The following is an 18,609-nucleotide window of genomic DNA, read 5'->3' as shown; positions in this document are numbered from 1 at the left end:
CTATGCGCCCTTTTTATGGGTTGGGAATCGCGGTACTTGGCGGACTGTTGAGCCAGCCGGTTCTTGCCGAGCGTGACAACGGCATTGAACATGTCATCAGTGATTCAGCTTACAGCACCGTCGTGAGGCAGCTTAATACGGCGCTGGAGGATAATGGCCTGAACATTATGGCCACCGTCAATCACGGGCAAAACGCGGCCAACAACGACCTTGAGCTACCGCCTACCATGACGTTTATCTTTGGTAATCCCAAGGTCGGCACCCCCATGATGCAGTGCCAGGGAAGCGTCGCATTGGACCTTCCGCAAAAGATGGTGGTGCGCGAAACCGACGACGGCGTGCGTCTGGAGTGGAACGACCCTCACTATCTTGCTGAACGCCATGGTTTGGAAGGGTGCGATCTGCCCCTCGGTAATGTGGCGGATGTGCTACGTGACGTCGCAGAGAGCGCTGCTCAGTAAAACTGTCGAACCTTGGTCAAGTCACATTGTCCAGGTGGCGTGGCAAAGCGCATAATACGCAAGCGTTCAATGACTCAGGGTATAAGCATGTCAGAAAAAATCTATTGTGTGGCGGGTTTCAAGCCCAAGCCCGGTAAAGAAGAAGCGGTGTTTAAAGCGCTGCAGGCGTTAGAACCCAATGCGCATCGCGAAGATGCCTGCATCCACTACACCGTGACGCGACAGATCGATAACCCCTTTGCTCAGGGCACCAGCTACCCGATCGTTTTCCACGAAATTTGGGCCAGCCGCGAAGAGTTTGAAGCCCACTGCCAGCGCAAGGAAATCCAGGATTTTTTTGCCCAGCACGTTGAAGCACCCGATGGCGATATCGAAGATGCCAACGTGTGTGTGTACACCGACGAGCCCTGGGACTTCGACGCGCCAAACGTGTAGCTTAAAGGTGTAGAATAAGGTTGAGTCAATACGCAAACGGAGAGGAGCCAATATGGCCGAGCAAAAAATGAACGTTGAAAGCTTTAACCTGGACCATACCAAGGTGAAAGCGCCCTATATCCGTTTAGCTGATATCAAAGAAGGCGAAAACGGAGATCGTATTCATAAATACGACCTGCGCATTTGCCAGCCCAATAAAGGCCATATGGACATGCCTGCGCTGCATTCGCTGGAGCACCTGCTGGCCGAAAAATCGCGCAACCACACCGATAAAGTGGTGGATATCAGTCCGATGGGCTGCCAAACCGGCTTTTATATCGCGATGATCAACCACGATGACTACGATGAAGTGGTGTCCATTGTCGAGAAAACGCTAAACGATGTGCTGGAAGCTACCGAAGTGCCTGCCTGCAACGAAATGCAGTGTGGCTGGGCAGCGAGCCATAGCCTGGAAGGTGCTCAGGAGCTTGCCAAAGCCTTGCTGGAAAAACGTAGCGAGTGGACTGAAGTGTTTGCCTGAGTGGTAAAAGGAAGCAGAAGTAAAGGCTGTTAGCCAAGCGCCTCCTGACGGGAGGCGTTCTAGCTTTATGACTTCTCGGTTGACCGCATGACTGGCCGCCGCTCTCTGTCCAGGCTAATGTAATGGCTTGTCCGGTGCAGCGGTTTTCGGCTTCGACAGTGGAAAAGACGCTTTATTGAACCGCCTGTTGATTCTGGTGGTCCATGGTCCTATAACATACCTATCATTCCTTACATGAGCCTTACATGGTCCTTCTGATCACGATTGCCGCCTTCTCCATCGGTTTTTCCTTTCTATGCTCGATTCTTGAAGCGGCATTACTTTCTATCACGCCAAGCTACATCGCCAAGCAGAAAGAAGATAACCCCAAGCTTCATGCATCGCTGACGCAGTTAAAAGACAATATTGATCGCCCGCTCGCGGCTATTCTGACCCTTAATACGATTGCCCATACGGTAGGGGCCACCGCCGTTGGCGCCCAGGCCGCAGTGGTATTTGGCGAAGCCTCTATTGCCATCGTATCGGCGGTGATGACCATGCTGATTCTGGTGCTCTCGGAGATTATCCCCAAAACGATTGGGGCGACTTACTGGCGGGGGTTGTCGCCGCTGTTGCCGCGTCTGCTCAAGCCGATGATCATCATTCTGCTGCCGTTTATCTGGATGTCGGAGCAAATCACCCGTCGCCTGGGCAAGTCTGAGCACGATGTTGATCTTCGCGATGAAATCAAAGTGCTTGCCCGGGTGGGGCTGGAAGAAAAAGTCCTGGATGCCGATGAAACCCGCACCATCGTCAATATGCTCAATTTGCACGAAATTCCGGTAGGCAAGGCGATGACACCGCGCACTGTCTGCCAGACAGTGCTGCCCCATCTGACGGTGGGAGAATTTGAAGAAACTTACAGCCATACACCGTTCACTCGCTTTCCGGTCATGGATAATGGTGAGCAGGCCTTTGGCTATGTGCATAAAGCGGATATGTATCATGCGGATGAGCACAGCATCATGAAAGACATGATGCATCCGATTGCCAGTGTGGATGTCTCAAGTAATGTGGAGCAGGTGTTTGCTTCAATGCTCAGTGACCGGCTGCACATGCGAGTGATTTACGACGAGCATGGTACCTTCGTTGGCTTGATTACCCTTGAAGATATCATTGAGACGATTCTTGGGCAGGATATCGTCGACGAGACCGACGACGTTGACAACTTGCGCAGCTACGCCAAACAGGTATGGCTGAAGCGAGTCAAACGAGAAACCAAAGCCGCTGAAAAGTCGGCTGGTTCTCATAGCGCCTAATTTTTATATACCGTCCAGAGTAATCAATGCCTTTGCTTATGCCGTTTTTATCACGGTGTGATGGTTTTGATTGGCTTGCTTAGCACTTTATGTTCTATAGTGATGGATCTGAAAGGCGCATAAAGCATTAGGGGTTTTGACCCACAGGAGGAAAACATGTCACTACGTATCAATGCAGTGGTTCCCGATTTTGAAGCCGAAACCAGCCATGGACCCATTCGCTTTCACGATTGGATTGGCGACAGCTGGGCGATCCTGTTCTCTCACCCCAAAGACTTTACGCCCGTGTGCACCACCGAGTTTGGTGCCGTCGCCACGTTAAGCGGTGAGTGGAAGAAACGCGGTACCAAGGTGATTGGTGTTTCGGTCGATGGCGTGGAAGATCACAAGCGCTGGGGCGACGACATTAAAACCGTGAGCGGCAGCGACGTTGATTTTCCGATCATTGCCGATGACGGGCTGACTGTCTCCAAGCTTTACGACATGTTGCCGGAAGACGCCTATCTACCGGATGGCCGCACGCCCGCTGACAGCGCCACGGTACGCTCGGTCTTCATCATCGGGCCTGACAAGCAGCTCAAGCTCTCCATGACCTACCCGATGACCGTAGGCCGCAACTTCGCTGAAATCCTGCGCGCACTGGATGCCTTGCAAGCTACCACCAAGCACGGCGTGGCGACCCCGGCAGACTGGACCGTCGGGCAGGATGTGATTATCCCGCCCAGCGTCTCCGACGAAGATGCGAAGCAAAAATTCGGCGATTACGAGACGGTGCTGCCGTATCTGCGTAAAACGCCGTTGAAGTAAGTTGCATCTTGAAGGCGGGGAATGAAAACCTGCCAAAAAAAGTGCCAGCCTTTCAAAAGGCTGGCACTTTTTATGATGGCCAGGAAAGCTAGCTGGCGGCTTTGAGCGTTAGCTGGTCGATAGACGACGATACATTACGCGACCCCGTCAGTATTTCATTCACGATCGTTTCAATTTCGCTGATGCTTGCCTGGCTCGACTCGCTGCGGTCTATGACTTGCTTCATGGTCTGAGTGGTGCGTGTAACAAGGTCACTGTTTTCCCTGAGCACCAGGGTAATGCTGTCGACCGCTTCACTCGACCCTTTGGCCAGTTGGCGAACCTCATTGGCAACAACGGCAAAGCCGCGCCCCTGCTCTCCGGCGCGAGCGGCTTCCACCGCCGCATTAAGCGAAAGTAAATTGGTCTGGTTGGCAATGTTGGCGATGGCCTCAGTAATCATGTTGATATTTTTTGCCTGCTCGTTGAGCGATTCAACCAGGCGTTGCGCCTCAGACAGCGCCTGGGCTGATTGCTGGGCATCCTCCAGTACACGCTGCAAGTGAGACAGGCCGCTCTGGGCAATCTGTTCGGTTTCCGATGATGTCGATTGCGCCGTCAACACTGCTTGGTTGGCAGCCTGGGCTTCCTGCATGGCCGAGGTAATGTCGGTGGCAAACTTGACCACTTTAAACACCTCGCCGTTGGCATCCGTAATCGGGTTGTAAGTCGCCTCCAACCAGAGGCTTCTGCCTCGCGAATCCAATCGCTCAAACTTGCCTTGCTTGAACTCGCCTCTGGCCAGCTCTTCCCAAAAATGCGGGTTTTGTTGATAAAACGAGGGCGGGCAAAGTTGACGATGATGCGTACCTGCCAACTGTTCATTGGTGTAGCCTACCGCTTGCTCGAAGTTGGTGTTGGCGTTGATGATGTCGCCTGTCGGGGTGAATTCAATCACTGCCATGGAGCTATCAAGCGCTTGCAGAACAGCGTCCTTGCGCGCCGCTTCCTGGTGCTCGGCCGTTACATCATTGGCGACCTTGAAGACGCTGACAACACGTCCTTGTCGGTTACAAACAGGCACATAGGTAGCCTCAAGCCATATTGGCTGGCCCCTGGCATCTATGCGCTTGAACGTACCCTGATGGCTTTCACCTTCAGAAAGCGACCGCCAGAATGATCGGTACGCTGAAGAACTCGCCTCTTTTTCCGTGCAGAACAGTCGGTGATGCTGGCCTTTGACGGCTTCTCGCGAATAGCCAACCGCATCCAGGAACTGTTTACTGGCGTCAAGAATAATACCGTCAGGGGTAAACTCTATACAGGCGGTGTGTTGCATCAAGGCACGTCGATGAGCGTTAGTCGTGTTGTTAAAAATCATTGTCTTAAGTCCCTTGTCTTCTAAGCCGCCTGAGTAATCAGTGTATTGCTGTTATTTAATAGTTGTACATATCCTATACGAAAGCGGCGAGATTGACATCCCTTGTCGCCTTGAAGAGCCAACGGTAGATCAAAAAACTGTTTACATACCTCAAGATAATCTTGATGGGCGGTATGCAAGAGTCTGGGTATCAAGTGTCCGGGGAGTTCGAGAAGCCGTTTTTATGGGCAATTAGGCAGCTGTTTAGTCGCGGAGAACCCGAGTTGGCTAAACCAGGCGGTGGCGTCACTGCCTGAGTTGTCGCCATCGCTCATCAAGGCGACGCCGTTGATGGTGCTCACCGTGTCACCAAACAAGTTGGCAAAGTCGGCGCGCACGTCGCGTACTTCAGCGACCCATTTGCCGACCTTCGAGGTGCCGCCCTGCAAGGCCATCAATTCGGCACGGTCGGTAAATGCATTGGTCCAGGCGCTGCCAGCGTCCTGCGTGGACGACCATACATAGTTGACGGACTGTACCTGCCAGGGCAACAGCCCTGTTTTGCGAGCGACATAGACACGAGCAGGGTAGTCGTCGCCCGCCTTGGTGGTCTCATCGAGTCCCGGGTAGGTGGAATCCACCTGCCAGCACCAGTGCAGGTAGGGTGTTTCATCGAGGTCGATTTCGCGTTCCAGATAGCGTGCCGATGCCTGGCCCTGTGATTGGGCCATTAGCACCCTGGCACCATCCTTTTCGACGATCTCGTAATGGGTCTCACCGTCAAAACTGCGGGTGGGCCAGGTCATGATCTGGTTGGGCGTCAATAATATATCTGCCGTTGCCGCGCTGCTGATCGCCAGCGAACCGACGATAACCACAGCGATTTCAAGTGGGCGTATCGCCATAGCGCAACTCCTAGTCATCGGATGTCGATGTCGTTTTCAATGCGGCAGGGTGGTGTTCACCAATGGCGTGCAGCAGATCAAACTGACGGGCGCAAGCACGGCAGGCCCCACACATGGAAAGGTGAAAACGCAGCGCCGCTCGTTCCCGTAAGGTGAGCGCCTTGTCCTGCTTAAGCGACATCAAGCGTGTCGCTTCACGGCACATCAGCATAGAAGACTCCTTGGTTAGTTGAGCGATCAGGGTGAGTTAAGCTTGCCACTTATGAGGCGGCTTCGGCTTCGGCGCCACCTTCAGCTTCACCCTCAGCGGCACCTTCGGCTTCGGCGCCACCTTCAGCTTCACCCTCAGCGGCACCTTCGGCTTCGGCGCCACCTTCAGCTTCGGCTTCACCCTCAGCACCACCCTCAGCTTCGGCTCCACCTTCTGCTGCGGCCATCATGTAATAACCGGATTCAGTGGTAACGTCGGAGTAGACGGCATGCACTGCCGACCCACCGGCGACCAGGGCCAGAACGGGGACCGCATAGGCGAACCCTTTGGTCAGGCTATCCAGTAACGTTTGTCGTTTATTGTCTGACATAAAGCCTCCTTCACAAAGGCATGAGTTTATTAGGTTAAGTTTTTAAGCATTATTGCCTTTGGCTAGCAGATAGATTGCCATCATAGCGAGCGTCACCTGAAACATCATGCCTCCCAGCGGGTGCGAAGCGGTGGACATAAAGTGCCACTGCCCCCAGTGCACCATGAAGATGGCACCGAGCAGGATGGGCACCATACCCAGCGCACCTAGGCGAGTTATGAGGTCGCCCAAGCGACTCTTCATCAACCCACCCAGGACGACAAGCAAACCGGTGCCAATCTCACCTAGGGCAACAAGAACGCCAAGAATTAGCGGTAGGCTCATCGTGGCCGAAAATGCGGCAATCCCTGAGCCCATGAATTTGTCGATTCCCATGAAAATAAAGACACTGGCCAAGCCCAGGCGCAACAACCAGTGCGCATGGCGTTCTATTAAAGATGCCTCTAGGGAGCGTGTGGTCGTATCGTTTTGCATTTGATTGCCTCCTCCTCAATGCCAAGCCTTATTGATCTCTTAGCGATTGTTAGCTGCTAGCCTTCAAAAGCCATCAAGCCGTGCTTTACAGGTCTTAGTGGGCAAGAGACGTAAAACTTTACAGCGGATCGCATATTTTGAGGGGGAGGGGGAAGCGTTAGGCTAACCAGCCTTTTTCAACACAGTGGCGTAACTTTAGCCTAGCTCGATGCAATATGACCCAGCAATTGGTCTCTGTTATGTCCAGTATCTGGCATATTTCCTGCGTTGAAAGCTCCATGAGTTCACGCATCGTGAAAACGCGAGCCGTGTTTTCCGGCAGTGCTATGAGGCAGGCATCCAGTACTTTCCAAAATGCCGTGTTTTCTAGTATCTGATCTGGGTCGCCCCATGGCGTTGGACGATTCGCTGCCCGCCAGCGTCCGTTGTCCTGAAAGAGGCTTTCCAGTGCATCGTCCTCACTCTGATCATCATTTTGCCACGCGACATAGCGGTCTTGCTGGCGGAATCTTTCGAGAATCTTGTTTTTGAGGATGCCGAAGACCCAGGTCTCGAACGCGGAACGCCCGGCAAAGGTATCGTGCTTTTCCAGTGCGGTGACCAGCGTGTCCTGCACGGTATCCTCAGCTGCGGCGTTATCGCGAAGCTGTAAGCGAGCGAAGGCGACGAGCTTGGGTCGCAGCGCCGCAATATGTTCATCGGGTGAGCGCATGGCGGTTGTCACGTTAGTCCTCACCGACAAGATCTGATAGCAGAAAAGTGTTCATGCTCATACTCGCCTCTGATCCCTTATGACGTGGGGGCTTCCCACGCAAGCGGCCTGAGCTCTTCGTTGAGCGGTGTGCCGGCAAGGTGGTTAGTGTAGTTCGAGAGTGTTTTTAGCGCGCAGGCAATGACCAACTCGAGCACCTGCTGATGGGTGAAACCTGCTTCAAGGAAGGCATCCAGCTCGGCTTGCTCGGCCCAGCCACGCTGAGCATTCAAGTGGCGTGCAAAACGCGTCACGGCGGCCAGTTTGGCATCGTTGGGTGTCTTGCGGTCGCGCAGATCCTTGACGATCTCGTCGTCGGCGCCGGCTTGTTTAATGCCACCGGTATGGGCGGCGACGCAGAATGCACAGTGGTTATCGGCGCTGATGGCGAGCAGGGCCGCTTGCTGTTCCACCGGGCTCAGGCTGGTCTTGGCATAGATGCCGTCAAGGGTCATATAGGCGTCGAGAAGCGTCGGCGCCTCGGCCATCTTGGCAAAGATATTCGGCAGGAAGCCCATTTTCTTTTCGGCGGCTTTCAGGTTTGCCTGCGCGGCTTCGGGGGCGCTATCGGCGGTGTGTAAGGGGAAATCGGCCATGTCGCTCTCTTTGGGTTGATAAAAAACGGTTGCTGCAGTATCGCTGCATTGTACTCATTGATTATGGAACAATTGGTTCAGAATTGACAACAGGCGCGATGAGGGTTCTGTCATGTATCTTTCGTTGAGCGTTGGTGGCCGGAATCTTTATTACCACGCAAAGGCAATCGTGTAGTGTTCCACTGGAATTGAACAGGGATCGAGTAGGTGATGTGGCGAATGGAAACGCGCTTGGAAGTGGGGTGGCGCGTAGATTCTCAAGAGCCTGAATGCTGTAGCTCCCAGTAACGTAGCGTCGATGGATGAACGCCGAAGTGCTCGGGTAGCGCGATGCCCAGCTGTTCGCAGAGCAGGCCCAGCAGCGCCATATGGTGAATGCTGTGGCTGGTTAAAAATGCCAGCTCCCGGCCCAGGCTGGTGGGCAGTGCTACCGAATCGTCAACGTCACCCTCAACCGGATAGCTCAGCGTTAGGGCGGCATCGTGTTGCATGGTCGCTAATGCCTTGAGCCCCGCCTGAAGCGCTTCAGTCCGGTCACTCGCATAGCCAGGCTGGGTTTCCAGCGCCGCTTCCCGCGGGCGATTTTCATAGTCAAAGATCGCCTGGGTAGATGTCGTCGCGCAGGCATCCAGCAGGGTTTGGTAGTGCTCAAGGATATGGCGAACGTGCTTGCCCAGCGACTGAGTCCCCTTGGCGCCGAGCGAGCGCTGGTAATCGTGTGCCGAAACGCGGCCCAGCAGTTGGGCGAGCTGCGCGAGGGTTTGCACATTTTCGTCAATCAGTGGCGACAGTGGTGATGTCGACATGGTCGTTAGCCTCCCGGTGAAGTGTGCCGGTGCGGACACCGGCACAGAAGCAGTTATCTTGGTGGGCAAGGCCGGTGTTAGCCGGCTTCGGCACCGCCTTCGCCTTCTCCTTCACCTTCCATTTCTTCCTCGCCTTCGCCCTCAGCGCCACCTTCTGCCAGCATCATGGGCGCTTCCTGCATCGAGGTGAATCCGTCGGTGGGCTCGTCGGCCTGGGCCTGAAAGGCCAGACCACCTGCGACCAGCGCAAGGGCGGGGGCGGTATAGCCGAACCGACGGCTAAGGCGGCTCAGTAAACGACGTTTAGCTTCGTGTTGAGACATGAGGCTTCTCCTTTTGGTGTGACAAGCAAATGCGCCAGATGGCGCGACTTCCTGCCGCTATACCGCGGCGTGGGAAGAGGGTGAAAGCGGTGTCCGGTCAAGCCACTGGCCGACGGCCTCGACCTGCGTGCTGGCCAGCCGCGCACAATGCGCGCCCTGAGTCATGTGCTGCAGCGCGGTCAAGGCGTCAGGGCTTAAGCCTTGTGGGTGTTCTGCGGTTTCCAGGGTCGCGGGGAGCAAAGCGCCGAGTAACTCGAGCGATGACGGCGCCTCCGGGCTGTCGCTCGGGTCGGCATCAAGCCATAACAGCCCAACGCAAGGGCCGCGTTCCTGAAACAGGAATCCGGCATCCCCAAGCGGTACATTAAGCGGTTCCAGGGTATCCGGTGTGGCCAGTGAGAGGCGTGCCCCGCGCGTCAGGGCAAGGGCGTTCCGTTCCGCCACAGCCTTCAGCGTGCCCATCGCCTGGGCAGGCTCCTGGTCGGGCACCACGCAGACGACATGCCCCTCCGGCCGACTCAGCAGGACGACGTCGAGCACCAACTGCCCGTCACCGGTAGCGTGGGACAAGCAGTGCTGGGTGAGGGCAGGGACGATGTCGTCGAGGTGCAGGCGGGAGCGAATCACGCGGCTGTCGCTGGTCAGGCAGTAACCGTTGGCGCTTTCCAGTATATGCAGCGACGTGTCAGGGGCGTTGCCGTCGGCGTCCAGCAGCGGCGCCAGTGTCTCGGCAATGCGTGTTGCCACGGGGCCTTGTGGCGCGCTGATCGACCAGCAGCGCTGATCAAAAAACAACGTACCGCGCCAGGTGGCGGGATGCTCGCGAGCGGGTGACGCCGTGTCGGGCACTGAAGTGTCGCGATCCCCGGGCGCCAGCAGCCCATGTTGCCACCATAGCGAGAGCGTCGCCCAGAGGTCGCTGGCCAGGGTGTCGGCATCGACCTGCCCGCCGCTAGCCGCCTGGAGCTGCTCTAGCACGCTCTCGATCGGCGCGCCTTCGCTGACCAGCAGCCAGATAAGCGCCGCGCTGTCGTTGAGCTGAAAGTAGCGACCGCTGGGGTGGTGGTAAAGCGCCAGACGATCGTCATCGATAAGCTCGCTGACGTCCTGGCCGTGGAAAGACAGGCTCAGCGGGGCGAGTTCGGTCGCCAGCCGGTAATCGGCAAGGCTGGGTAGCCCGACAAAGGGCAGGTGGCGATGGGCGTCCCGGGTCGGGTAGAGCGGCACGAAGCCACCCGCCCGTTCGCGCTCGGCCGCCAGCGCCGCGGCATCGAAGGTGGCCGTCTCCCGGGGTGGCTGAGCAAGCCCGGTCAGGGCAATCATGTCCTCCACCAGCCCGGTTTTGACGGCCTCTTCGACCACGCCGCCATGTTCGGGCTTGGCGCAGGTGCCCAGTGAGGGGCTCAGGTTGCACTCCAGAATCCATGGCTTTAGCTGGTCGTCGACCAGGCAGTCCAGGCCGATCAGCTCGTAGCAGCCCCGCGGGTCGGCGCCGTCTTCCCGGGAGCGGGCGCGCATCGCCTCGACGCCGGACAGCGCGGTCAGCGTGGCCAGATCCTGCAGCTGGCTAAACAGCGCCTGGTCGTCGTGGCCCTGCTCGCGAAGCCAGTGGCGATAGCGGTCAAGGTCGATAAACTCCACCGGAATCTCGGCGTCCAGGTTGAGCGCGTTGATGTCGGGGTTGGTCAGCTGGCTAAAGGGATTGTCGATGTCATCCGGGCTCCACGGCGCCGAGGCCAGCTTGGCAAAGCCCTGGTCGTAGAGATACACGCGTAGCGGGTCAATGCTGGCAATCAGCATATAAAGGCGCAGCACGTACTTGTGGCCACGGATGGTGTGCGGGTTGGCAATATACTCCTGCACCAGCCAGTTGGGTTCCAGCGGTGCGCTGGTCGGATCGCGCAACACCTGAACCCCTTGGCCCTTGGACGCATTGGTCGGCTTCAAGATCCAGCGCTTGTCGGGATGCGCGGCGGCGTCCTCGACCAGCGCCGGGTAGTCGTGGGGCATTTCATAGGCGCGCGGGAAGAAATTCAGCCGTTCCGTGTTGGGATGCGCCTCCCCAAAGTGGCGCCGGGTGCGTTCGCGCAGCCCTCTCAACCCCGCATGCAGGCGGCTTTTGACCGTGAGCGCGGCGTTGCCGGGAATGTGGTTCATCACGCGGCTGGGAGACGTCGCCTTGAATGCCGCCCTGGGCGGCATGCCGGTAACCCAGGCTGCCTGCCACTGCGCGTCGTCGCCTTGCTGCCAGCCCTTGGCTTCCAGCGTCTGGCGAAAAAAAACATCCTGCTCGGCATGGCGTTTGCCGCTCAGCCAAAAGCGTGGCGGGGGAGTAGCGTGCGCGCTCATCCTGGGCTCCTCGTCGGGTCGTTACCAGTGAGTGGTCGATCAGCGCGATTGCTTACACAACATTTTCAGCGATTGTGAAAAGCAGACCCTGCACCGATGCCACGACCATTGGTATGTTTATCTATACGGTTATGCCAAAAAAGCATTTTGATAATGGTTTTATATCACCCACTATCATATTAATGTACCAATCGTTCTTTTGCCTGTTTTACTCAGGTCGATGAGCGTTGCTCGCGACCGCAATGGAGGTTTTATGTCCCGCTTACTATTGGGCCTGATCGGCGCCCTGGGGTTTTCCGTCCAGGCCCTAGCACTTGAAGAAACGCCGCTTGAAATGACGCCGCTGGTGGATGCCCAGTGGCTGAACGAACACCTTGATCAAGAGGAACTTGTGGTACTGGATGTGCGCTCGTCCATCGACGATGGTGGCGATGCCGAGAGCTTTGCCGAGGCGCGCATTCCGGGCAGCCGTTATTCAAGCTACACCGATGACGGCTGGCGCGAAACCCGCGACAGCGTTGCGGGCTTGATGCCCGAGGTGAGCGATCTGGAAACGCTGATTGGCGACCTGGGGATCGATAACGACAGCGCGGTGGTGATTGTGCCCGCCGGTACCGGCGCCACCGACTTCGGCAGTGCAGCGCGGGTGTATTGGACGCTTAAAGTCCTCGGCCACGACGAGGTTGCCATCCTCAACGGCGGCTTTGCGGGCTGGGAGCAGCAGGGTTTTGACGTGGCAAGCGGCGCGCCTGAGCCATACGATGCCGCCGAGTTCGACGCCACACTCCGTGAAGAGCTGATTGCGTCAACCGAGGACGTGGAAGCCGCCCGGGAAAGCCAGGCGCAGCTGGTCGACGCCCGGCCCGCCGACTATTTCGCCGGTGACAACCAATCCTCCGCGGCACGGGTCGCCGGTACGATTCCGGGCGCGCGGAGCCTGCCCCACCAGTCGCACCTGAACGACCAGAACGGCGCTTACTATCTGGACGTCGAGGGTCTGCAGTCGCGCATCAATGCCGTGGAACTGGATAGCAGTGAGCGCACGATTGCCTTCTGCAACACCGGTCACTGGGCTGCTACCGACTGGTTCGTGCTCAGCGAAGTCGCCGGGTTCGACAATATCGCCATGTATGACGGCTCGATGGCCGCCTGGACCCTCAGCGATTCCCGCCCGGTGCAGCTTGCCCGCGAAGGCATCAAGCAGGTCAGAGAACTGCTGAACTAAGCTTTCAACGCCCTCTGGACGCATCCCATCCCCGGTTCGGCCAGGCCGCGCCGGGGATGAGCGTTGCGGTTTCTTCGTTGGTGGCCTCGTGTCGCTTTTCCTCGCCCCGCGATCAATAGGGGCGCTGACTCCCCTAATGCCCCTGCGGCATGTTAGATTGATGTTCCAGATCGTGATTGCCCTGTTGAATAGTGGGCGACAGCTTCCAAGAGTGGTGACGATGACCATCGGCAGACCCCTACAGCATCAGCCTGAAGAAGCGCTAAAGGCCGCGGTTAACACCTTCTGGCGCTCCGGTTACTACCATACGTCCATGCGTGATCTGCTGGACGCCATGGCGCTGTCGCGCAGCAGCCTGTACCAGGCGTTCGGTAACAAAGAGGCGCTGTTCCTGTTAGCCCTGCAGAATTATCGCGAAGAGCTGTTGGCGTCGCTGGCAGAACAGTTGGACGCTGCCGATAGCGCCTGGTCGTTTATCGAGCAGCTTTTGCATTCAGCCGCTGATACCGACAGCCAACAGGCATCGCTCGGCTGTTTGCTGTTCAATTCTGCCACCGAACTGGGCGGAGAAGACTCGCTTCCGGCTCAGACTGCCCGGGACAGCGTGGCCAGCATCAATGCATTCTTCTCCGAGGTGATCAAACGCGCTCAGCGGGAAGGCAGCATAACTGATACGCGGGATCCGGACAGCGCCGCGCAATTCTTGACGCTGTCCATGTCCGGTTTGCGGCTGTTGATGAAGAGCGGGGCTTCTCAGCAACAGGCACGGCAAACGGTAAACTTTATTCTGCGCGGGCTGGGGTAGGCTAGACTAGACATAACCCCCGGCGCTGATTCTCTAGATACAAGGCCTGCTTGGCGCATGGAAAATACGTTTTTACTAGGTTTCTTGGGTAGCCTTGTGGCCGGGTCGTTGACAGCCGTCGGCGCACTACCGGTATTGCTGGGCAAAACGCCTGACCGCGGCTTTCGTGACCTGGCACTGGGGTTTGCCGCTGGCGTCATGCTGGCGGCGTCATTCTTTTCACTGATCATCCCGGCGCTGGACGCCGCCGAAATCTACTATGCGGGTGGCCCTGTGCCTGCCGCCATCGTCTGCGCGGCGATTCTGCTGGGCATGGGCGCGATTGCGCTGCTCAATGAGCGCCTGCCCCACGAGCATTTCCAGCAGGGCCGCGAAGGCCCCGAAGCTGCCTCGCTGCGGCGGGTCTGGCTGTTCGTGTTTGCCATTGCCATTCATAACCTGCCCGAGGGCATGGCGGTAGGCGTTGGATTCGGCGCCAACGGCCTGGAGGGCGGCATGCCGCTGGCGATCGGCATTGGCCTGCAAAACATACCGGAAGGGCTGGCCGTGGCGATTGCGCTCATGGGTGAGGGGTATTCACGGGTTCGCTCGTGGACGATTGCTGCGCTCACTGGACTGATCGAGCCTATCGGCGGCCTGTTCGGCGCCAGCATTATCAGCGTCTCGCAGATATTACTGCCCTGGGGCATGGCTTTTGCCGCCGGGGCCATGCTCTACGTGATCAGCCATGAAATCATTCCCGAGACCCATCGCTGCGGTCACCAGAAGAAGGCGACCTTTGGTCTGGCCATCGGCCTGGTGATCATGCTGTTCCTCGACGTGTGGCTGGGGGCATGACGCGCCGCCGTATTAGCGTAGCGCCTCCGCGCCGCCATGGGCGGCATCGTGGCTGCACAGCCGGTGGTCGCTCAACACCTCGATAATCCGGCACTGAGCCACGCTGTCGCCGTCGCACTGGGCGACCGTCCGCTTCAGTTCGTCGCGCAGAACCATCAGCCGCTGAATGCGCGATTCCACCTCCGCCAGGTGCCGCCTTGCCAGGCTATCGACCTGCTCGCACGGCTGGCTCGGGTGATCGGCCATATCGAGTAACTCCCGCACGGCCTCCACCGAAAAACCAAAATCCCGCGCGTGTCGAATAAACATCAACCGCTGCACCGTAGCCTCGCTGTAGCGCCGCTGGTTGCCATCATTACGCGGGGCGGCGGGTAGCAGGCCGATCTTCTCGTAATAGCGCACGGTCTCCGGCTTGCAGTGGGTCCGGCTGGCGAGTTCGCCAATGCCGATAGCGGCATGGCTGGACGTGTTGGTCATGGCTTAAACCTCTAGTGACTACAGGTATTACGCTATTCCCACGATAGCCGAACGGGAAGGATGATGCCATGACCACTCGCCAGCAAGACACCCGCGACACCGCGCGTCTGAACGTCCAGGGCATGGACTGTGGCGGCTGTGAACGCAAGGTAGAGGCAGCGCTAGAAGGGTTGTCGCAGGTTGAAAAAGTCAGCGCCTCAAGCATGAGCGGTACGGTAAGCGTGACCGCTTATGCCGATCAGGCGCTGGACCATGACGCCCTGACACACACCCTGTCCAAGCTTGGCTATCCGGTGATTGACGCCTCACCATCCACGGCATCGACGCCGCGCTGGTGGGGAACGGCAAAAGGACGGCTGGTACTGATCAGTGGCGCACTGCTGGTAATGGCGTGGCTGTTGGCCTGGCGTCTGCCCGAAGTGGGTGCCTGGCCATTCATCTTGGCCACGCTGATCGGATGGGTGCCAATCGGGCAAGCCGCCTGGCGCTCACTGCGCATGGGCAATCCTCTGACCATTGAAATGCTGATGAGTATCGCGGCCCTGGGGGCTTTAACCATCGGGGCCGCCGCTGAAGCGGCCATGGTGGTGTTCTTGTTCGCGGTGGGTGAGCTGCTCGAAGGGGTGGCGGCCGGGCAGGCGCGGCGGCGCATCGCGGCGCTAGGCAATCTGACGCCGGCGACGGCGCGTCTACTTGAAGGGGAAGCCATCCGCGATGTAGCAGCTGATACGTTGACGCCCGGCCAGCGGGTATTGGTGCGCCCGGGGGACCGCGTGCCTTGCGATGGGCGTATTGTCGCAGGAACCTCCCAGCTCGATGAGTCGCCTATCAACGGCGAGTCGGTGCCCCGGCAGCGTGCCACCGGCGAGGATATCTGGGCGGGCACGGTCAATCTCAACGCGGCGTTAGAGGTGGAAGTCACTCGGGGGGCTGCTGACAATACCATTGCCCGGATTATTCACCTGGTCGAAGAAGCACAGGCCGCCAAAGCGCCAGTGGCGCGCTTTATCGACCGGTTTGCCCGCTGGTACATGCCATTGGTCGTCGGTGTGGCCGTGCTTGTCGCGGTGGTGCCGCCCTGGCTGACCGGGCTTGCCTGGTCCGAGTCGATCTATCGGGCGTTGGCACTTCTGTTGATTGCCTGTCCGTGTGCGCTGGTCATCTCGACGCCGGCGGCCATTGCCGCGGGGCTTTCAACCGCCGCGCGGCGTGGTCTTTTGATCAAGGGCGGTGCCGTGCTTGAACAGCTGGGCAAGCTCCAGCGCGTGGCGGTGGATAAAACCGGGACCCTGACCGCTGGTGCGCCCAGCGTGACCGATGTTGAAGCATGGACCGAGTCGAGCGAGGACGAGGTGGTCAGGTTGGCCGCCGCGCTGGAGCAGGACTCAAGCCACCCGGTTGCCCAGGCCATTGTGCAGCATGCAGAGCAGTTGGGGCTGTGGCTTGGCAGGGCATCCGAGGGGCAGGCTCAGGCCGGGCAGGGTGTCAGCGGTCGGTTCGAGGGCCGGCAGTTAACCCTCACAAGCCCGCGCCATTGGCAGGGGACCGAGACACAGTCAGCGCGAATTGCCGCGCTGGAAGCAGAGGGTAAAACGGTGGTCCTGTTGCTGGCTGAAAGCAAGGCACTTGGCGTGTTGGCACTGCGCGACGAACCCCGTGAGGATACGCCAGCCGCGATTGAGGCGCTCAAACGCCTGGGCGTCAGCGTGGTGATGCTCAGCGGCGATAACGCGCGCACGGTGGCCGCCATGGGTAAGCAGTTGGGTATTGAGGCCGAAGGCGAGCTGATGCCCGAGGACAAGGCCCAGCGGGTGCGGGACTGGCAGGCCCAGGGACTGGGGACCGTGGGTAAAGTGGGTGACGGTATTAACGATGCCCCGGCGCTTGCGGCCGCCGACGTGGGGATCGCCATGGGCGGTGGAACCGATGTGGCGTTGGAAACCGCCGATGCGGCCTTGCTGAAGAACCGTGTGATGGGGGTTGCCGAACTCATCGCGCTGTCCCGGGCGACACTGAACAACGTCAAGACCAACGTGGCGCTGGCGCTGGGCTTCAAGGCGTTGTTTCTGGTGTCGACCGTACTGGGCATCACCGGCATGTGGGTGGCAGTAATGGCTGACACCGGCGCTACCGTGTTGGTCACGCTTAATGCGATGCGCCTGTTGGGCTACCGGTTTCGCTCACCGGCCGTTACTGAGGGCCGGTGAGCGGTAGCTGCTTAATGACCGACGTAGTCGACCAGTGCGTCGGCAAAGGTATCGGTGGTGCCGGTGCCGCCCATGTCCGGGGTGACCATATCGCGGCGGTTTTCCAGCACGTCGCGAATCCCCTTGCGAATGGCGGTGGCTTTGTCGTCCATGTTCAGGTGGTCGAGCATCTGCGCCGCGGCCAGCAGCAGCGCACAGGGGTTGGCGATCTTCTTGCCTTCGATATCCGGCGCGGAGCCGTGCACAGCCTCGAAGATCGCCGCTTTTTCGCCGATGTTGGCGCCCGGTGCCAGGCCAAGCCCGCCGACCAGACCCGCACAAAGGTCTGACATGATGTCGCCAAACAGGTTGGTGGTCACCACGACGTCGAACTGATGCGGGTTCATGACCAGTTGCATGCAGGCGTTATCGACGATCATCTCCTGGAATTCGATGTCGGGATATTCCTCGGCGATTTCCCGGGCAACATCCAGGAAAAGCCCTGAGCTGGTCTTGATGATGTTGGCTTTATGCACGGCAGTGACTTTCTTGCGGCCGTTGCTTTTCGCCAATTCAAAGGCATAACGCACAATGCGCTCGGAGCCTTTACGGGTCACCTTGATGACTGACAGGGCGGTGTTGCCATCATCGATATATTCCTGGCCATCGGCGAGGTAAGCCCCTTCGGTGTTTTCCCGCACGGTGATCATGTCAATGTTGTCGTAGCGTGACTGAGTACCGGGAAAGCTGATGGCAGGGCGCACGTTGGCGTAAAGGTCGAAGTGACGGCGAAGCTGCACGTTGATCGAGGAGAAGCCTTTGCCAATCGGCGTGGTGAGCGGGCCCTTGAGCGCGATACCGTGTTTTTCGATGGCATCCAGCGATGCCTGAGGAATCAGCGTACCGTGTTTTTCCAGCGCGCCAAGTCCTGCATCGATAAATTCGTAATCCAAACCGCAATCCAGGGCATCCAGCACGCGAAGCGTGGCGTCCATGATTTCGGGGCCGATACCGTCGCCTTTGATCACTGCTATGGAATGGCTCATCTACTGCTCCTCTTCTCTCGGCGGGGGTGCCGCTTCAACGTGGAAAGTTGGGACTCGATCAGTCGATATATTGCGTTGCAATGGTACGCCAAAGTTATGGGCTTGGGCACCCTGCGGTCGTCGAACATGGTGCCTTCCTGACCGTTGTCAAAGAACGCCAACGGCGATGGCCGGGTGCAGCGTGGTAAAATTACTGTTAGAATCTTGCGCCTTCTGCTGCCGCCCTTATTTTCAGGGCAGGCATATAGACGAATCCGTGTAGATGACACAGTGACCTTGTTTATGACATTACCGGCATTTGCCACCTCAGGGCTGATGACTCCACCCTAGGCCTCCCTTCCTATTTTGCTTTGCATGACGCCTTCACCCGGCTGTCATCGCCTGGCGG

21 protein-coding genes are annotated in these 18,609 nt (G+C 58.2%); 9 read left to right on the top strand and 12 right to left on the bottom strand.

Annotated features, from left to right (window positions below; translation table 11 throughout):
* The first annotated feature begins 2 nt into the window (after positions 1–2).
* The 5 genes from IT895_RS14755 (at position 3) to IT895_RS14735 (ending at position 3,521) form a co-directional block, all read left to right on the top strand.
* Positions 3–461 carry a DUF302 domain-containing protein gene (locus IT895_RS14755; protein ID WP_085917173.1) on the top strand — a complete coding sequence of 153 codons (459 nt, stop codon included), beginning with the start codon at positions 3–5 and terminating at the stop codon, positions 459–461.
* 87 nt (positions 462–548) lie between these two features.
* On the top strand, positions 549–896 hold the full coding sequence (locus tag IT895_RS14750) for a putative quinol monooxygenase (RefSeq protein WP_085917174.1): 348 nt from the start codon (positions 549–551) through the stop codon (positions 894–896).
* Positions 897–948: 52 nt separating this feature from the next.
* Positions 949–1,416: an S-ribosylhomocysteine lyase gene (locus IT895_RS14745; RefSeq protein ID WP_085917175.1), complete on the top strand. Its 468-nt coding sequence runs from the start codon at positions 949–951 to the stop codon at positions 1,414–1,416.
* 245 nt (positions 1,417–1,661) lie between these two features.
* Positions 1,662–2,714 (top strand): CNNM domain-containing protein, encoded by a 1,053-nt coding sequence (locus tag IT895_RS14740; protein WP_085917176.1) that lies wholly within the window; start codon positions 1,662–1,664, stop codon positions 2,712–2,714.
* A gap of 156 nt (positions 2,715–2,870) precedes the next feature.
* On the top strand, positions 2,871–3,521 hold the full coding sequence (locus IT895_RS14735) for a peroxiredoxin (RefSeq protein ID WP_199283923.1): 651 nt from the start codon (positions 2,871–2,873) through the stop codon (positions 3,519–3,521).
* Between the two features lie 88 nt (positions 3,522–3,609).
* Here the strand turns inward: IT895_RS14735 and IT895_RS14730 are convergent, their stop codons facing one another.
* The 10 genes from IT895_RS14730 to IT895_RS14685 all read right to left on the bottom strand — a co-directional run bounded on the left by IT895_RS14730 (position 3,610) and on the right by IT895_RS14685 (position 11,645).
* Positions 3,610–4,881 (bottom strand): methyl-accepting chemotaxis protein, encoded by a 1,272-nt coding sequence (locus tag IT895_RS14730; protein WP_199283922.1) that lies wholly within the window; start codon positions 4,879–4,881, stop codon positions 3,610–3,612.
* 221 nt (positions 4,882–5,102) lie between these two features.
* The gene (locus tag IT895_RS14725; protein ID WP_233337269.1) at positions 5,103–5,765 is read right to left on the bottom strand and encodes a DUF3047 domain-containing protein; all 663 of its coding nucleotides are present in this window, start codon (positions 5,763–5,765) and stop codon (positions 5,103–5,105) included.
* Positions 5,766–5,775: 10 nt separating this feature from the next.
* The gene (locus IT895_RS14720) at positions 5,776–5,976 is read right to left on the bottom strand and encodes a zf-HC2 domain-containing protein (RefSeq protein ID WP_085917180.1); all 201 of its coding nucleotides are present in this window, start codon (positions 5,974–5,976) and stop codon (positions 5,776–5,778) included.
* Between the two features lie 49 nt (positions 5,977–6,025).
* A complete protein-coding gene (locus IT895_RS14715; RefSeq protein ID WP_199283920.1) occupies positions 6,026–6,346 on the bottom strand; it encodes a hypothetical protein in 321 nt (106 codons plus the stop codon).
* A 42-nt stretch (positions 6,347–6,388) separates the two neighbouring features.
* Positions 6,389–6,820 carry a DoxX family protein gene (locus IT895_RS14710; protein WP_085917182.1) on the bottom strand — a complete coding sequence of 144 codons (432 nt, stop codon included), beginning with the start codon at positions 6,818–6,820 and terminating at the stop codon, positions 6,389–6,391.
* 157 nt (positions 6,821–6,977) lie between these two features.
* A complete protein-coding gene (locus tag IT895_RS14705) occupies positions 6,978–7,544 on the bottom strand; it encodes a sigma-70 family RNA polymerase sigma factor (protein WP_233337268.1) in 567 nt (188 codons plus the stop codon).
* A 65-nt stretch (positions 7,545–7,609) separates the two neighbouring features.
* Positions 7,610–8,167 carry a carboxymuconolactone decarboxylase family protein gene (locus IT895_RS14700; protein WP_199283919.1) on the bottom strand — a complete coding sequence of 186 codons (558 nt, stop codon included), beginning with the start codon at positions 8,165–8,167 and terminating at the stop codon, positions 7,610–7,612.
* Positions 8,168–8,424: 257 nt separating this feature from the next.
* Positions 8,425–8,973 carry a DinB family protein gene (locus IT895_RS14695; protein ID WP_085917185.1) on the bottom strand — a complete coding sequence of 183 codons (549 nt, stop codon included), beginning with the start codon at positions 8,971–8,973 and terminating at the stop codon, positions 8,425–8,427.
* 77 nt (positions 8,974–9,050) lie between these two features.
* Positions 9,051–9,296 (bottom strand): hypothetical protein, encoded by a 246-nt coding sequence (locus IT895_RS14690; protein WP_085917186.1) that lies wholly within the window; start codon positions 9,294–9,296, stop codon positions 9,051–9,053.
* A gap of 57 nt (positions 9,297–9,353) precedes the next feature.
* Positions 9,354–11,645 carry a PqqD family peptide modification chaperone gene (locus IT895_RS14685; RefSeq protein WP_199283918.1) on the bottom strand — a complete coding sequence of 764 codons (2,292 nt, stop codon included), beginning with the start codon at positions 11,643–11,645 and terminating at the stop codon, positions 9,354–9,356.
* A gap of 253 nt (positions 11,646–11,898) precedes the next feature.
* Between IT895_RS14685 and IT895_RS14680 the strand changes: the two genes are divergently transcribed.
* The 3 genes from IT895_RS14680 to IT895_RS14670 all read left to right on the top strand — a co-directional run bounded on the left by IT895_RS14680 (position 11,899) and on the right by IT895_RS14670 (position 14,512).
* Positions 11,899–12,870, top strand: a complete 972-nt coding sequence (locus tag IT895_RS14680; RefSeq protein WP_199283917.1) for a sulfurtransferase — start codon at positions 11,899–11,901, stop codon at positions 12,868–12,870.
* 220 nt (positions 12,871–13,090) lie between these two features.
* Positions 13,091–13,675, top strand: coding sequence for a TetR/AcrR family transcriptional regulator (locus tag IT895_RS14675; RefSeq protein ID WP_176243602.1), 585 nt, complete (start codon positions 13,091–13,093; stop codon positions 13,673–13,675).
* Between the two features lie 57 nt (positions 13,676–13,732).
* Positions 13,733–14,512, top strand: coding sequence for a ZIP family metal transporter (locus IT895_RS14670; protein ID WP_085917190.1), 780 nt, complete (start codon positions 13,733–13,735; stop codon positions 14,510–14,512).
* A gap of 12 nt (positions 14,513–14,524) precedes the next feature.
* Here the strand turns inward: IT895_RS14670 and IT895_RS14665 are convergent, their stop codons facing one another.
* Positions 14,525–14,989, bottom strand: coding sequence for a MerR family transcriptional regulator (locus tag IT895_RS14665; protein WP_085917191.1), 465 nt, complete (start codon positions 14,987–14,989; stop codon positions 14,525–14,527).
* A gap of 68 nt (positions 14,990–15,057) precedes the next feature.
* On the opposite strand from IT895_RS14665, the gene IT895_RS14660 reads away from it, so the two are divergent.
* The gene (locus tag IT895_RS14660; protein ID WP_199283916.1) at positions 15,058–17,196 is read left to right on the top strand and encodes a heavy metal translocating P-type ATPase; all 2,139 of its coding nucleotides are present in this window, start codon (positions 15,058–15,060) and stop codon (positions 17,194–17,196) included.
* A gap of 11 nt (positions 17,197–17,207) precedes the next feature.
* Here IT895_RS14660 and IT895_RS14655 read toward each other — a convergent pair whose 3' ends face one another.
* Positions 17,208–18,221 (bottom strand): isocitrate dehydrogenase, encoded by a 1,014-nt coding sequence (locus IT895_RS14655; RefSeq protein ID WP_199283915.1) that lies wholly within the window; start codon positions 18,219–18,221, stop codon positions 17,208–17,210.
* Positions 18,222–18,609: the final 388 nt, after the last annotated feature.

Origin of the sequence: Halomonas sp. A40-4 (assembly GCF_015767635.1) — a bacterium.
Taxonomy (GTDB): Bacteria; Pseudomonadota; Gammaproteobacteria; order Pseudomonadales; family Halomonadaceae; genus Vreelandella; species Vreelandella janggokensis.
Note: the sequence above shows the minus strand (reverse complement) of the source record. Positions and strands in the feature narration are given on the sequence as shown.

Bases quoted from the DNA above. Each gene is read 5' to 3' on its own strand.
- IT895_RS14755 (WP_085917173.1), top strand. From the start codon at position 3: ATGCGCCCTTTTTATGGGTTGGGAATCGCGGTACTTGGCGGACTGTTG.
- IT895_RS14750 (WP_085917174.1), top strand. From the start codon at position 549: ATGTCAGAAAAAATCTATTGTGTGGCGGGTTTCAAGCCCAAGCCCGGT.
- IT895_RS14745 (WP_085917175.1), top strand. From the start codon at position 949: ATGGCCGAGCAAAAAATGAACGTTGAAAGCTTTAACCTGGACCATACC.
- IT895_RS14740 (WP_085917176.1), top strand. From the start codon at position 1,662: ATGGTCCTTCTGATCACGATTGCCGCCTTCTCCATCGGTTTTTCCTTT.
- IT895_RS14735 (WP_199283923.1), top strand. From the start codon at position 2,871: ATGTCACTACGTATCAATGCAGTGGTTCCCGATTTTGAAGCCGAAACC.
- IT895_RS14730 (WP_199283922.1), bottom strand. From the start codon at position 4,881: ATGATTTTTAACAACACGACTAACGCTCATCGACGTGCCTTGATGCAA.
- IT895_RS14725 (WP_233337269.1), bottom strand. From the start codon at position 5,765: ATGGCGATACGCCCACTTGAAATCGCTGTGGTTATCGTCGGTTCGCTG.
- IT895_RS14720 (WP_085917180.1), bottom strand. From the start codon at position 5,976: ATGCTGATGTGCCGTGAAGCGACACGCTTGATGTCGCTTAAGCAGGAC.
- IT895_RS14715 (WP_199283920.1), bottom strand. From the start codon at position 6,346: ATGTCAGACAATAAACGACAAACGTTACTGGATAGCCTGACCAAAGGG.
- IT895_RS14710 (WP_085917182.1), bottom strand. From the start codon at position 6,820: ATGCAAAACGATACGACCACACGCTCCCTAGAGGCATCTTTAATAGAA.
- IT895_RS14700 (WP_199283919.1), bottom strand. From the start codon at position 8,167: ATGGCCGATTTCCCCTTACACACCGCCGATAGCGCCCCCGAAGCCGCG.
- IT895_RS14695 (WP_085917185.1), bottom strand. From the start codon at position 8,973: ATGTCGACATCACCACTGTCGCCACTGATTGACGAAAATGTGCAAACC.
- IT895_RS14690 (WP_085917186.1), bottom strand. From the start codon at position 9,296: ATGTCTCAACACGAAGCTAAACGTCGTTTACTGAGCCGCCTTAGCCGT.
- IT895_RS14685 (WP_199283918.1), bottom strand. From the start codon at position 11,645: ATGAGCGCGCACGCTACTCCCCCGCCACGCTTTTGGCTGAGCGGCAAA.
- IT895_RS14680 (WP_199283917.1), top strand. From the start codon at position 11,899: ATGTCCCGCTTACTATTGGGCCTGATCGGCGCCCTGGGGTTTTCCGTC.
- IT895_RS14675 (WP_176243602.1), top strand. From the start codon at position 13,091: ATGACCATCGGCAGACCCCTACAGCATCAGCCTGAAGAAGCGCTAAAG.
- IT895_RS14670 (WP_085917190.1), top strand. From the start codon at position 13,733: ATGGAAAATACGTTTTTACTAGGTTTCTTGGGTAGCCTTGTGGCCGGG.
- IT895_RS14665 (WP_085917191.1), bottom strand. From the start codon at position 14,989: ATGACCAACACGTCCAGCCATGCCGCTATCGGCATTGGCGAACTCGCC.
- IT895_RS14660 (WP_199283916.1), top strand. From the start codon at position 15,058: ATGACCACTCGCCAGCAAGACACCCGCGACACCGCGCGTCTGAACGTC.
- IT895_RS14655 (WP_199283915.1), bottom strand. From the start codon at position 18,221: ATGAGCCATTCCATAGCAGTGATCAAAGGCGACGGTATCGGCCCCGAA.